General features: G+C 68.5%; 14 protein-coding genes and 1 pseudogene. 13 read left to right on the forward strand and 2 right to left on the reverse strand.

The features are described 5' to 3' along the window. Positions 1-3: 3 nt before the first annotated feature. From AXE84_RS01360 to purU, 12 genes are all read left to right on the forward strand, one after another. Positions 4-1,377, forward strand: a complete 1,374-nt coding sequence (locus tag AXE84_RS01360) for an APC family permease (protein WP_236750087.1) — start codon at positions 4-6, stop codon at positions 1,375-1,377. Between the two features lie 22 nt (positions 1,378-1,399). Beyond that, complete coding sequence (locus AXE84_RS01365) at positions 1,400-2,146, forward strand: formyltetrahydrofolate deformylase (RefSeq protein ID WP_236750088.1); 747 nt, start codon at positions 1,400-1,402, stop codon at positions 2,144-2,146. Continuing rightward, positions 2,143-2,265, forward strand: a complete 123-nt coding sequence (gene ykgO / locus AXE84_RS01370; RefSeq protein WP_003782012.1) for a type B 50S ribosomal protein L36 — start codon at positions 2,143-2,145, stop codon at positions 2,263-2,265. The genes AXE84_RS01365 and ykgO overlap by 4 nt, the downstream gene beginning before the upstream one ends. 287 nt (positions 2,266-2,552) lie before the next feature. Then, positions 2,553-2,867, forward strand: a complete 315-nt coding sequence (locus tag AXE84_RS01375) for an urease subunit gamma (protein WP_060956570.1) — start codon at positions 2,553-2,555, stop codon at positions 2,865-2,867. Continuing rightward, positions 2,864-3,175 (forward strand): urease subunit beta, encoded by a 312-nt coding sequence (locus tag AXE84_RS01380; RefSeq protein WP_060956571.1) that lies wholly within the window; start codon positions 2,864-2,866, stop codon positions 3,173-3,175. Before AXE84_RS01375 ends, AXE84_RS01380 begins: the two co-directional genes overlap by 4 nt. 17 nt (positions 3,176-3,192) lie before the next feature. Further along, the gene (ureC, locus tag AXE84_RS01385) at positions 3,193-4,905 is read left to right on the forward strand and encodes an urease subunit alpha (protein ID WP_060956572.1); all 1,713 of its coding nucleotides are present in this window, start codon (positions 3,193-3,195) and stop codon (positions 4,903-4,905) included. A 21-nt stretch (positions 4,906-4,926) separates the two neighbouring features. Beyond that, complete coding sequence (ureE, locus tag AXE84_RS01390; RefSeq protein ID WP_060956573.1) at positions 4,927-5,418, forward strand: urease accessory protein UreE; 492 nt, start codon at positions 4,927-4,929, stop codon at positions 5,416-5,418. Beyond that, positions 5,399-6,151 carry an urease accessory protein UreF gene (locus tag AXE84_RS01395; RefSeq protein ID WP_060956574.1) on the forward strand — a complete coding sequence of 251 codons (753 nt, stop codon included), beginning with the start codon at positions 5,399-5,401 and terminating at the stop codon, positions 6,149-6,151. The genes ureE and AXE84_RS01395 overlap by 20 nt, the downstream gene beginning before the upstream one ends. A 34-nt stretch (positions 6,152-6,185) precedes the next feature. Then, entirely contained in the window at positions 6,186-6,863 is a 678-nt protein-coding gene (gene ureG / locus AXE84_RS01400) for an urease accessory protein UreG (protein WP_180806239.1), read from the forward strand. Then, on the forward strand, positions 6,860-7,675 hold the full coding sequence (locus tag AXE84_RS01405) for an urease accessory protein UreD (protein ID WP_060956575.1): 816 nt from the start codon (positions 6,860-6,862) through the stop codon (positions 7,673-7,675). Before ureG ends, AXE84_RS01405 begins: the two co-directional genes overlap by 4 nt. Before the next feature lie 61 nt (positions 7,676-7,736). After that, entirely contained in the window at positions 7,737-8,672 is a 936-nt protein-coding gene (locus AXE84_RS01410; RefSeq protein ID WP_060956576.1) for an urea transporter, read from the forward strand. A gap of 4 nt (positions 8,673-8,676) precedes the next feature. Beyond that, positions 8,677-9,549, forward strand: a complete 873-nt coding sequence (gene purU, locus AXE84_RS01415; RefSeq protein ID WP_003789571.1) for a formyltetrahydrofolate deformylase — start codon at positions 8,677-8,679, stop codon at positions 9,547-9,549. Positions 9,550-9,626: 77 nt separating this feature from the next. Here the strand turns inward: purU and AXE84_RS12750 are convergent, their stop codons facing one another. After that, a complete protein-coding gene (locus AXE84_RS12750) occupies positions 9,627-10,349 on the reverse strand; it encodes a hypothetical protein (protein WP_150116230.1) in 723 nt (240 codons plus the stop codon). Positions 10,350-10,663: 314 nt separating this feature from the next. On the opposite strand from AXE84_RS12750, the gene AXE84_RS01420 reads away from it, so the two are divergent. After that, on the forward strand, positions 10,664-11,188 hold the full coding sequence (locus tag AXE84_RS01420) for a DUF664 domain-containing protein (protein ID WP_060956577.1): 525 nt from the start codon (positions 10,664-10,666) through the stop codon (positions 11,186-11,188). A gap of 117 nt (positions 11,189-11,305) precedes the next feature. Here AXE84_RS01420 and AXE84_RS01425 read toward each other — a convergent pair. Then, positions 11,306-12,540: pseudogene (locus AXE84_RS01425) on the reverse strand (N-acetylglucosamine-6-phosphate deacetylase). Positions 12,541-12,604: the final 64 nt, after the last annotated feature.

Below are 12,604 nucleotides of genomic sequence, written 5' to 3' on the forward strand. Positions count from 1 at the left end.
GCAGTGCTGGCACCCGGGTCGACGACGCCGCCGCGCCCTCCGCGCGAGGGCGGGGGCGCGCGTGGGACCGCGGCCGGCAGCGCGCACTCAGGCCCGGGCGATCCGGGTGGCGGTGCGGCTGGCGGCCCGCGCCTGAGCGTCCTCCAGGGATCCGCGCTCGCCCTGTCGGCCACGGCGCCGTGGTACTCGATCATGGTGACCGCGCCGCTCATCGCCGCGCTGGTCGGCTCGGGCACCGCCGTCGTCTACCTCCTGGCGGCGATCCCCGCCGCCCTCGTGGCCGCGGGCATGAGCGCCAACGACCGGCGCGACCCGCACAAGGGCAGCGTCTACACATGGGTGCGGCGCGCCCTGCCGCGCACCGGGTGGTTCGCGGGCTTCTGCCTGGCCGCCACCGGAGTCATCGCCACCTCCGGCATGGCCTACGTGGCCGCCGACCTGCTCGCCCCCGCGGCGCCGGCGGCGCTCAAGGCGGCCCTGGCGGCGGTGCTCACCGCGCTCGCCGCCCTCATCGACCTCTACGAGTTGCGGCTCATGGCGGCCCTGCAGTACCTCGCCGTCATCGCGGGGCTCGGGGCGACGATCGTCTGCGCCGGGCTCGTGGCCGGGGGCGGGGTGCGCCTGGCGCCCATGACTGGCTCGCCCCTCGACTGGTTCCACGCGGTGCTGCTGGCGGTCTTCGCCTACTGGGGCTTCGACGCGATCTTCGCGCTCACCGATGTCACGGGCGCAGGCGCGCCGCAGCGGGTCACCGCGCTGACGATGCTGGGGCTCATGGGGTTCTTCGCCGTGGGCGGGACGGCGTACAGTGCCGTCGACCCCGCTCCCGTGACGGGGCATCTGGTGGTGCGCGTCGCGGTGGTCTCCTCGGCGATCATGAGCCTGGGCTCCACCCTCGTGCCGACGGCGCGCGGGATCGAGGCGATGGCCGACGCCCGCCAGGTCCCCTCCTGGGCGGGCCGCCTGCGCTCCACCTCCTGGACGACGGCGGTGGTCACGGCCGCCTCGGTCGCCTGGACGGGCCTGCTCTTCGTCTCCGAGGGGCTCTTCACGGACACGGTGGAGGCCCTCAGCGTGCTCGTGGGCCTGTACTTCGCGGCGAGCTCGCTCATCGCCGCGATCCACGCCCGCTCCCGGCGCGAGCACCGGATCCAGTCGGTGGCGGTGGCCCTCATGGTCGTCATCACGGCGGCGGTGGCGATCCAGATGCTCGATCCGGGCTACGGGACGACGGCGGTCTGTGGCGTCGGCGGGGTGGGGCTCATCGTCGTCGGGCTCAGCGCCCTCGGTGCGGCGGGAGCGCTGCGCTATGGGAGGCCCGACGGCGGGGCGGGCGGAGGCCGCCCCGACTCGGAGGGGCGCCGCGCGGCTGGGTAGGCTGCGCGGTACGACTGCACCCGTGACCGCGACGGCTCCCGCCACGCCGTCGGCGCCCTCCCCCGCCCATCTCGTGCTCACCCTGTCCTGCCCGGACCGCCCCGGCATCGTTCACGCGGTCACGGGGGCGCTGGCGCGCCGCGGCGGGAACATCACCGAGTCCTCGCAGTTCGGGGACGCCTCCACGGGCCTGTTCTTCATGCGGGTCCAGGTGCTCACCACCGTGCCGCGCGTGGAGTTGGAGAAGGACCTGGCCGAGCTGGCCGGCGAGTACGAGATGGAGTGGAGCCTCGATGAGGTGGGGCGCGCCATGCACACCCTCATCATGGTCTCCAAGGAGGGGCACTGCCTGACCGACCTGCTCTTCAGGGCCCGCAGCCAGGGACTGCCGGTCGACGTCGTCGGCGTGGTGGGCAACCACGAGACGCTGCGGGACGTCGCCGAGTTCTACGGCGTCCCCTTCCACTGCATCCCGGTCACCAAGGACACCAAGGCGGAGGCGGAGGCCGAGCTGCTGGGGCTCGTGGACGAGCTCGGCGTGGAGCTCGTCGTGCTCGCGCGCTACATGCAGATCCTCTCGGAGTCCCTGTGCGAGAAGCTGCGCGGCAACGTCATCAACATCCACCACTCCTTCCTGCCGTCCTTCAAGGGCGCCAAGCCGTACCACCAGGCGCACGCGCGCGGGGTCAAGCTCATCGGCGCCACCGCCCCTCATCCCTGCTCTCGCGCCGCCATCACTGGACACGAAGAAGGAAAGGAGCCGACATGAAGGTTCGTGCCTCAATCCGGTCCCTGGCCAAGCAGCCGGGGTCCAAGGTAGTCCGACGCCGCGGTCACACCTACGTCATCAACAAGAAGAACCCCCGTCTCAAGGCCCGTCAGGGCTAAGAGCCACCACCACCCACGCAGGGCCGGGATGCGTCTCAGACCGCATCCCGGCCCTGCTTTTCCTCAGTATCGACATCAGTCGCCGAGGATCGACGGCACGTCAACCATATTCAGTTCTCTCTCACCATGACGCGGAAAACCAAGGGGGTCAGCTGCACCCTGAACCTTGCTGCTCAACAGTCGGAAATATTTCTGCAACATGTCAGGCATTGCCTATAAGCGTCCGTCGTGCGCGGACAAGCTCGCGCCTATGCGCCCGCTCCGGATCCATCTCTGGGAGAGCCCCCATGCACCTCACCCCTCGTGAGCAGGAGAAGCTACTCATCGTCGTCGCCGCAGACCTGGCGCGAAGACGCAAGGACAGGGGTATCCGGCTCAATCATCCTGAGGCAGTCGCCTACATCACCGCGGAGATCCTCGAGGGGGCCCGCGAAGGGCGCACGGTCACGGATCTCATGGCCTACGGGGCCACCCTGCTGACCTACGACGACGTCATGGAGGGAGTCCCCGAGATGATCCGCGCGGTCCAGGTGGAGGCGACCTTCCCCGACGGGACCAAGCTCGTCTCCGTTCACGACCCGATTCGCAGGAGTCTGCCATGATCCCCGGGGAGTACCGACTCGTGAACGACACCATCACCATCAACGAGGGCCGCCCCACTCTCCGTCTCGACGTCCTCAACACCGGGGACCGTCCCATTCAGGTCGGTTCGCACTTCCACTTCGCCGAGGTCAACCCCGCGCTGTCCTTCGACCGGCGGGCCGCTCGTGGCTTCCGCCTCGACATTCCGGCCGGAACCGCGGTTCGCTTCGAGCCGGGCGACTCCCGACCAGTCCACCTGGTAGCGCTGGCGGGAGCACGGCGGGTCTTCGGTCTGGCAGGCGAGACGAACGGCCCGGTCGAGGGCTGAGAGCACAGGAGCACATCATGAGCAAGGAACTCAGCCGTCGGGAGCATGCCGCCTTGTACGGCCCCACCACTGGGGACGCCGTCCGCCTGGCCGACACCGACCTGTTCGCCCAGATCGAGCGGGACCTGACCCACCGTGGCGACGAGGCCGTCTTCGGAGGCGGCAAGGTCATCCGCGACGGTATGGGCCACAACGGCCAGCGCACGCGGGACGAGGGCATCCCCGACACCGTCATCACCAACGCGATCATCATCGACTACACCGGCATCTACAAGGCCGACGTTGCCATCCGTGACGGCGTCATCAGCGCTATCGGCGCTGCGGGCAACCCGGACATCATGGACGACGTCGATATCGTCATCGGCGCCTCCACGGAGGTGATCGCCGGCGAGCACCGCATCCTGACGGCCGGGGGCATCGACTCCCACATTCACTTCATCTCCCCCACCCAGGTCGCCACCGCCCTGGCCTCAGGCGTGACCACCATGATCGGCGGAGGGACGGGACCGGCCGACGGCACCAACGCCACCACGATCACTCCCGGGGCCTGGCACCTGGCCCGCATGCTTCAGGCCGTCGAGGACTTCCCCATGAATATCGGCCTGCTGGGCAAGGGCCACGCCTCGGCCCGGGAACCTCTGGCCGAGCAGCTGCGCGCCGGCGCGGTCGGCTTCAAGATCCATGAGGACTGGGGCGCCACGCACGCCGTCATCGACGAGGCCCTCAAGGTCGCCGACGAGTTCGACGTGCAGGTCGCCATCCACACCGACACGCTCAACGAGTGCGGCTTCGTCGAGGACACCCGCCGCGCGATCGGCGGGAGGGTCATCCACACCTTCCACACCGAGGGCGCCGGCGGCGGTCACGCCCCCGACATCATCACCCTGGCGCAGGACCCCAACATCCTGCCGTCCTCGACCAACCCGACGCTGCCCTTCACGCGCAACACCGCTGAGGAGCATCTCGACATGCTCATGGTGTGCCACCACCTCAACCCCGCCATCCCGGAGGACGTCGCCTTCGCCGACTCGCGCATCCGACCGGAGACGATCGCGGCCGAGGACGTGCTGCACGACCTGGGCGTGTTCTCGATGACGTCGTCGGACTCCCAGGCCATGGGGCGCGTCGGCGAGGTCGTCATCCGCACCTGGCAGGTGGCCGACCAGATGAAGAAGGCTCGCGGCAGGCTCGCCGGAGACCCGGAGGGCGGCGACAACCTGCGCATCAAGCGCTACGTGTCGAAGTACACGATCAACCCGGCCCGCACCAACGGGATCGCCGAGGTCGTGGGCAGCGTGGAGGTGGGCAAGTGGGCCGACCTGGTGCTGTGGGAACCCGCCTTCTTCGGGGTCAAGCCGTCCCTGATCCTCAAGGGCGGCCAGATCGCCTCGGCGGTCATGGGCGACGCCAACGCCTCGATCCCCACCCCCGAGCCCACGCTCATGCGCACCATGTTCGGCGGCTACGGGGCGGCGCCGGCGTCGAACTCGATCACCTTCATGTCCCAGGCGGCCATCGATGCGGGAGTGCCCCAGAGCCTGGGGCTGCGCAAGAGGATCTGCCCGGCCCGCGGGGTCAGGCGGCTGACGAAGGCGGACATGGCCTTCAACGACGCCACTCCGGCGCTCACCGTCGATCCCGAGACCTACGAGGTCACCGTCGACGGCGAGAAGGTCACCTGCGAGCCCGCCCACGTCCTGGCCATGGCCCAGCGCTACTTCCTCTTCTGACCCCTCACCCCTGGAGCCTTCATGATTATCGAGTCCATCTCAGGCAATATCCACGACCTACCCGGCGAGGCGCTGGAGGGCGTGCACGTGGAGAACGTGGTCCTCCCCCTGGCCGACCTCACGAAACGCATCCAACGAGTGCGCTCCGACCACGGCACCGAGCTCGGCATCCGGCTCGCGCCGGGCGCACCGGACCTGCGCGAGGGTGACATCCTGCTTCGCAACGAGCGCGGGATCGTCGTCGTGCGCCTGGAGCCCACCGATGTTCTGGTCATCGCGCCCGCCACGGTGCGCGAGATGGGGGTCGTCGCCCACAACCTGGGCAACCGGCACCTGCCCGCCCAGTTCTTCGGGCCGGAGGAGCCCTTCCCGGACCTTGAGGGGCATGACGGCGTCATGGTCATCCAGTACGACCACACCGCCGAGCACTACCTGGAGCACCTGGGTGTGCGTCACGCGCGGATGGAGCGGTCCATGCCCGTCCCCTTCCGTCATGCCGAGCACACTCACTGACACTCCCGCCCCACAGTGGGGCGAGCCCGCCGGCTGGCAGCTGCCGCTGGCCCAGCTGTGCGACTCCGCGCTGCCCACGGGCGCCTTCTCCCACTCCTTCGGGCTGGAGACCTACATCTGCGAGGGCGTCGTGGACGGTGAGGCCTCCTTCGTGTCCTGGCTGCGCGCGCTCGTGTCCACCCAGCTGACCTTCTCCGAGGGGCTGGGGCTGCGGCTGGCCTTCGAGGCGGTGGCGGCCGATGACTGGGAGGCGATCGCGCACCTCGATGCGCTTCTCGTGGCTCAGGCGGTGCCGATCCAGGTGCGCCGGGCCGGGGTGACGATGGGGCGGAGGATGCTCACCATCGCCCGCCTGGCCCTGGAGGGCACCGACGGCGGCAGGCTGCTGAGCCGATACGCGGCGCTCGTGGACACCGGGGGCAGCGGGGGCTGCCGTTCCCACCCCGCCATCGTGCTGGCAATCGCCGGCTACGCGCTGGGGGCGCCGCCAGCGGCGGTCGCGGCGGCCTACCTCCAGTCCAGTGTCATCTCGCTGACGCAGAACGCCGTTCGAGCCATCCCCCTGGGGCAGGACGCCGGTCAGCGCGCCATCGCCTCGGTGCGCGGCGACGTCCGCGCCGCGGTCAGGCGGATCGGGGGCCTTGACGAGATGGATCTGGGGGCCGCCGCGCCCGGGATCGAGATCAGCCAGATGCGGCACGAGCGCCAGCGGGCCCGCATGTTCATGTCCTGAAAGACCTTCCTGAAGAGCCAGTGAGGAGATTCTCATGTCAGCAGCAACCAGCCAGCAGCACGCGGACGCGCCCGAGCAGCCGGCGCACCGTTCCCACCCCGGCCCGGTCCGGATCGGGGTGGGCGGCCCGGTGGGGGCGGGCAAGACCCAGCTCATCGAGCGCATCACCCGAGCCATGAGCCAGGAGGTCTCCATGGCCGCCGTCACCAACGACATCTACACGATCGAGGACGCCAAGATCCTCGCCGCCCAGGGGGTCCTGCCGGTGGACCGCATCGTCGGGCTGGAGACCGGGGGCTGCCCGCACACGGCCATCCGTGAGGACACCTCCATGAACGAGGCGGCGATCGCCGAACTGGTGGAGCGCCACCCGGACCTGGAGGTGGTGTTCGTGGAGTCGGGAGGCGACAACCTCTCGGCCACCTTCTCCCCCGAGCTGGTCGACTTCTCCATCTACGTCATCGACGTCGCTCAGGGCGAGAAGATTCCTCGCAAGGCCGGTCAAGGAATGATCAAGTCCGACCTGTTCGTCATCAACAAGACGGACCTGGCCCCTCACGTCGGCGCCGACCTGGCGGTCATGGAGGCCGACTCCAAGGTGTTCCGGGGTGACAAGCCCTTCTGCTTCACCAACCTCAAGACCGACGAGGGCCTGGAACAGGTCATCGAGTGGATCCACCATGACGTGCTCATGACGGACCTGGAGTCGTGAGCACCACCGGCGAGCTGCACCTGCGGATCGCCCGGGGCGGGGACCGGAGTATCGCCGTCGAGCAGTACCACCGGGGAGCACTGAGGGTTTTCCGCCCGCTGTACCTCGATGAGAGCGGGCAGGTGACCTACTACGTGGTCAATCCCGGAGGCGGGTACCTGGACGGCGACTCCTATCTCACCGAGGTCGAGGTCCTCCAGGGGGCCTCGGCGGTGCTGACGACCCAGGCGGCCACGAAGATCTACCGCACCCCCACCTGCCCGGTCCGCCAGGACACCCGGGTGAACCTGGGGCCCCGGGCCGTGCTGGAGCTCGTTCCCGACCAGGTCATCGCCTACCGGGAGTCCTCCTACCGGCAGACCACCCTGGTTGAGATGGATCCGACGGCGACCTTCATGTCCCTGGAGGTCCTCACTCCCGGATGGGCCCCGGACGGTTCGGCCTTCGGCTACGACTGCGTGCGGATGCGCACTGACATCCGTGTCGGTGGGCGGTGCGCCGTCGTCGACAACCTGCGCCTGGTCCCCGGTGAGGCCGGGCTGGCGGGGCTGGGAGGCCTGGAGGGGCACAGCCACCTGGCCTCCTTCACGGTGCTCGACGCCCGGGTCGATGACGCCCTCGTCAATGACGTGGCCCAGATGCTGGAGGTCGACGGCGTGCGCGGGGCAGTGACGCGGGTGCAGGGACCCGGCTTCATCGCCCGGGCGCTGGGCGATGACACGACCCGTCTGACCGATCTCATGCTCGACATCAGCGAGCTTCTGCGCAGCCGGTGGTTCGGCGCGCCGAGGCTCAACCTGCGCAAGTACTAGCAACAGCCCGCTCGCCTGGGCGGCGGGCACCTCCCGATGCTTCTATCGATCGGAGCCCCTCATGCCTGAGTCATCTGTTCATCAGTCCCACCGCCCGGCTGACGGAGCCGGCAGCTCAGTAGTCCCGTCGATCGTCTCGTCCGGTGTGGGCGCGCTGGGGCGCGGGGTGGGGCAGATCTTCTTCCAGCCCCGGGCGCTCACCGGATTGCTCATCGTGGCCGGCATCGCCGTCTACTCACCGCTCATGGCTTTTCAGGTGGTCCTCGGGACGACGGTGTCAACGGTGGCGGCCAGGCTGCTGGATCTGCGTGTGCGTGACGGACTCCAGGGCTACAACGGGGCGCTGGTGGGAGCAGCGGCCTGGGCCGCTATGGGGGTTTTCTGGCCGGCGACGCTGGTCACCGTGGTCGGGGCGGCAGCGTGCCCCGCGGTCCACCGCGCCCTGGAGCGCGCCCTCGCCCCGGTCGGGCTCCCGGCGCTCACGGCTCCTTTCTGCATCGTCTCCGGACTGCTGACCGCTCTGCTCAGGGCGATCGATGCGCCGATGGTGCCGGATCCGGCGCCGGTCAGTGGGGCGACGGCCTGGCTGGTCCCGGAGGCGGTGCTGACGGGAGAGTCCCAGGTGGTGCTCGTCGATTCCTGGGTCGGCGGGGTGCTGATCCTGGCAGGGCTGTTCATCGCCGGGTGGAGAGTCGGGGCAGCGGCGCTGCTGGGCAGCGTCGTCGGGACGGCAGCAACGCTGGCGCTCGTTCCCGCCGGCCAGGCGGCGCACGGACTGGGCGGATACTCGCCGTGCCTGACGGCGATCGCGATCGGCGTCGTCCTCCTGCCTCCCGGGAGGCGGGCCTGGGTGCTGGCGGTGGTGGGATCGGTGCTGACCGTCGTCGTGGACCGGCTTTTCACGGAGATCCCGGTGCCGACCTACACCTGGCCCTTCATCGTGACCACCTGGCTGATGCTCGCCGTCGTCAAGTGGCTCGAGCGCCGACTAGGCTGAGGCCATGGCTCATTCCACGGCGCACACCGACTCCGCCGCCCACCTGGTCCTGTCCCTGTCCTGCCCCGACCGCCCAGGGATCGTCCACGCGGTCACCGGCACGCTGGCGCGCCGCGGCGGGAACATCACCGAGTCCAAGCAGTTCGGGGACTCTTCGACCGGACTGTTCTTCATGCGGGTCCAGGTGCTCACCACCGTGCCGCGCGTGGAGCTGGAGAAGGACCTGGCCGAGCTGGCCGGCGAGTACGAGATGGAGTGGAGCCTCGACGAGGTGGGGCGCGCCATGCGCACCCTCATCATGGTCTCCAAGGAGGGGCACTGCCTGACCGACCTGCTCTTCCGGGCCCGCAGCCAGGGACTGCCGGTCGACGTCGTCGGCGTGGTGGGCAACCACGAGACGCTGCGGGACGTCGCCGAGTTCTACGGGGTGCCCTTCCACCACATCCCGGTCACCAAGGAGACCAAGGAGGCCGCCGAGGCCGAGCTGCTGGGGCTGGTGGACTCTCTCAATGTTGAGCTGGTGGTGCTGGCCCGCTACATGCAGATCCTCTCCCCCGCCCTGTGCGAGCGGCTGCACGGGGGCGTCATCAACATTCACCACTCGTTCCTGCCGTCCTTCAAGGGGGCCCGCCCCTACGCCCAGGCGCACGAGCGCGGGGTCAAGCTCATCGGGGCGACGGCGCACTACGTGACCGCGGACCTGGATGAGGGTCCGATCATCGAGCAGGACGTGACGCGGGCCGGGCACGAGGACTCCGTGTCCGTGCTGCAGGCCAAGGGGCAGGACGTCGAGCGCCGAGTGCTGGCGCAGGCGGTGCGCTGGCACACCGAGCACCGGGTGCTGCTCAACGGGCACCGCACCGTCGTCTTCGCCTGAGTGCAGGACCTCCCCCGCCCACCCAGCAAATCATCTCTTATTCACAAATCTTGCGACAGAAGCATTGAGGAATACTCTCAGTCTAGTGAACGCACCTCCCCGGGAGGCATCCCTTTGCGCGACGACCAACCCCTCACATACGAAAAAAACTCCTCAGTTGACTGTATCGCTGCATTGTAGATTTCCTGCCAGAGCGACTCAGGGATAACAGAGGGTCGCAGAGGAATCCCCATGAACAGCTCAGATGAATCTGATGTTTGAACAGCAACCGCTATGTGACTTTGCGATAAATGCACCCACCCGGAAGTGTTGTCATACACAGGCAGCGCCCACCCATGCGCACCAGCCGCCAACTGCTTGAGACGATAATCATTGAGCGGCCGACCCTCAATATCCTTGATCCTGCGCAACTCCTCCCCAGCCAACAACCTCTCGACTAGGCCACCCAGGTCAGGAGCACTCGCAAAATAATGAGCCCTGAAAAGATTGTCAAGCTGCAATCGAAGCAGCGGCGCAGCAGCATGGATATTATAATTATCCACCGCATCGATGAGCGCATCTACGATGCCGTAACTTCGCTGGAGCATTGCGGCGATAATGAAATCAGGGAGAAATAGCGCACCGTCGGCAGCCATTAATGTTTCCCGAAAAATATCAAGATGTCGGATTCGCAACTGATCTAGTTTTTCGCGCTGCACAACAAGCCCGGGGAAACGATCAACCACACACCCCGGAGGCACATCCTTACGTTCCCGAGGAATACGAACGGGCGGAATATCGCCATCACATACGTTCCACATAGTTTACCACCTTTCTCAGGAATACCTGCAGACAAAGCACTTGAATACGGACTCAGAGCATCCCGATAGGCATCGTGGTTGCGTGAAGGGAAACAAATATAGCGCGGCGATTCGCCTACATTGCCCTGAACCGCATCATACGCCTACCAGCGAAGTTGATTGGCCCACCATCAAGGGCATCACCACCACCGAGTCCTCCACCCTCTACGACTTAGTCCGTTATCACGTACTTCACCGACGACACAGAAGAAGTCAAAGGCTATGAGGCACCCGGTTCTCCCGATGTGTTCAGACCCGCCACGTAGCCTGACATCATGACGACTCTTGAGATGCTCATTGACGTCCTGGCCCGGTCCCGCGAGCGCTTCGACCGCGCCTTCGATGGCGTCACGCTCGAGCAGGCCAACACCCGGCCCGCCCCGGACCTGGCACCCCGCATCGACTCCCTGACCTGGCTGGCCTGGCACACGGCTCGCGAGCTCGACATTCAGGTCGCGCCTCTGGCGGGCGTCGAGCCCGTCTGGGTCACCGGCGGCCACCGCGAGCGCTTCGCCCTGCCCCTGCCCGACGATACCGAGGACTGGCACCACACACCCGAACAGGCCGCCCAGGTCGTCGTCAGCGACCTCAGCCTCCTCTTCGCCTACCTGGATGACGCCTACGCCCTGGCCACCACCTACCTGCGATCCCTCACGCCGGAGTCGCTCGACGATATCGTCGACGAGTCCTGGGACCCGCCCGTTACCCGGGCCGTGCGCCTGGCCTCAGTCATTGACGACGCCGCCCAGCACTCCGGCCAGGCCGTCTACACCCGCCGTCTCCTGGGCCTGCCGGGCTAGGCGCACAACCCACCCCGCACCACACGTTCGCCCCGACCTGGCGGTTCAGGTCGGGGCGAACGGCTCCCACATGACAAGAGTCTGTTGGGGCCCGTGCGGGCCGGTGGTGCGGGAGGATCAGGCGGCGGGCTCCACCGCCTCGCCGCGGCGCAGGACGGTGACGGGCCGCAGCTCCGCGTCGGTGACGACGACGTCGGCCCACAGGCCCGCCTGCAGGGCGCCCACGGTCGAGTCGCCGAGGATCTGCGCGCCCTGGACGCTGGCAGCGTAGACGGCGTCGACCAGGTCGACTCCCCCTGCCAGGTGGTGCGCACAACGTCGATGAGGTGGGCGGTCCCCCCGGCGATCGCGCCGCCCTCGGTGAGGCGGGCGACGCCGTCGGCCACGGTGACCGGCTGGGAGCCGAGCACGTAGTCGCCGTCGGCCATGCCGGCCGCGGCCATGGCGTCGGTGACCAGGACGACGTTGTCGCGCCCCAGAGTCTCGAACATGTCCAGGACGATGGCGGGGCTGAGGTGCACGCCGTCGCCGATCATCTCCAGGACGCACTCGCCGCGCTGGGCGGCCGCCAGGAACTCGGGCACGGGCCCGGGCGTACGGTGGTGCATGGGGCGCATGCCGTTGAACAGGTGGGTGGCGGTGGAGCGCGGGGCGCGGACCGGCTCGCCGGCCTCGAGGCGCTCGGCGATGCGGGCGGCGGCGTCGGCCAGGGCGGCGCGCACGGGGGCGGCCTCGGAGTCGGTGTGCCCGAAGGAGGGCAGCGCCCCTCCTTCGATGAGGGCCGCGTTGACGCCGTCGTCACCGGTGATGCCGGGCTTCTCCGGGGCGATCGTCATGGTGACGACGTGCCCGCCGCCGAGCTCGATGAGCTCACGGGTCAGGGCGGCGTCGGGGTCGATGATGTAGGTGGGGTCCTGGGCGCCGCAGCGCTCCACCGAGACAAAGGGCCCCTCGAAGTGGATGCCGGCGAGCTCTCCGGCCTCGCACAGCCCCGCCAGGACCCGGGTGCGTGCGCGCAGGACCTCGGGGGCGGCCGTCACGCAGGAGGCCACGAGCGAGGTGGTGCCGAAGCGGCGGTGCTCGAGCACGGAGACCATCGCCTGCTCGGCGGTCTCGGCGTTGGGGAAGGACTCACCGCCCCCACCGTGGCAGTGGACGTCCACCAGGCCCGGCAGGAGGTAGCCGCCCTCGGGTGCGGACTGAGCCTGCTCGACGGCGTCTGCGAAGCCGGACCGTGCGGCCTGGTCAGCGGGCCCGACCCACGCGATGTGGGATCCCGACAGGACAACCGCCCCATCGTCGATGATGTGGTCGGGGGTGACGACGCGTCCCCGCAGTGCACGGACCTGCATGGCTTCGTTGCTCATGAGTCGGATTCTGTCACCACTTCAGACATCAGACAACCTCCTTCGGGGC

The sequence above is a fragment of the Actinomyces oris genome (genome assembly GCF_001553935.1).
GTDB lineage: Bacteria > Actinomycetota > Actinomycetes > Actinomycetales > Actinomycetaceae > Actinomyces > Actinomyces oris_A.

Coding starts and splice junctions, on each gene's coding strand:
- AXE84_RS01420 (WP_060956577.1), top strand. CDS start 10,664: ATGACGACTCTTGAGATGCTCATTGACGTCCTGGCCCGGTCCCGCGAG.
- AXE84_RS01380 (WP_060956571.1), top strand. CDS start 2,864: ATGATCCCCGGGGAGTACCGACTCGTGAACGACACCATCACCATCAAC.
- AXE84_RS01395 (WP_060956574.1), top strand. CDS start 5,399: ATGCCGAGCACACTCACTGACACTCCCGCCCCACAGTGGGGCGAGCCC.
- purU (WP_003789571.1), top strand. CDS start 8,677: ATGGCTCATTCCACGGCGCACACCGACTCCGCCGCCCACCTGGTCCTG.
- ykgO (WP_003782012.1), top strand. CDS start 2,143: ATGAAGGTTCGTGCCTCAATCCGGTCCCTGGCCAAGCAGCCGGGGTCC.
- ureE (WP_060956573.1), top strand. CDS start 4,927: ATGATTATCGAGTCCATCTCAGGCAATATCCACGACCTACCCGGCGAG.
- AXE84_RS01375 (WP_060956570.1), top strand. CDS start 2,553: ATGCACCTCACCCCTCGTGAGCAGGAGAAGCTACTCATCGTCGTCGCC.
- AXE84_RS12750 (WP_150116230.1), bottom strand. CDS start 10,349: ATGTGGAACGTATGTGATGGCGATATTCCGCCCGTTCGTATTCCTCGG.
- ureC (WP_060956572.1), top strand. CDS start 3,193: ATGAGCAAGGAACTCAGCCGTCGGGAGCATGCCGCCTTGTACGGCCCC.
- AXE84_RS01410 (WP_060956576.1), top strand. CDS start 7,737: ATGCCTGAGTCATCTGTTCATCAGTCCCACCGCCCGGCTGACGGAGCC.
- ureG (WP_180806239.1), top strand. CDS start 6,186: ATGTCAGCAGCAACCAGCCAGCAGCACGCGGACGCGCCCGAGCAGCCG.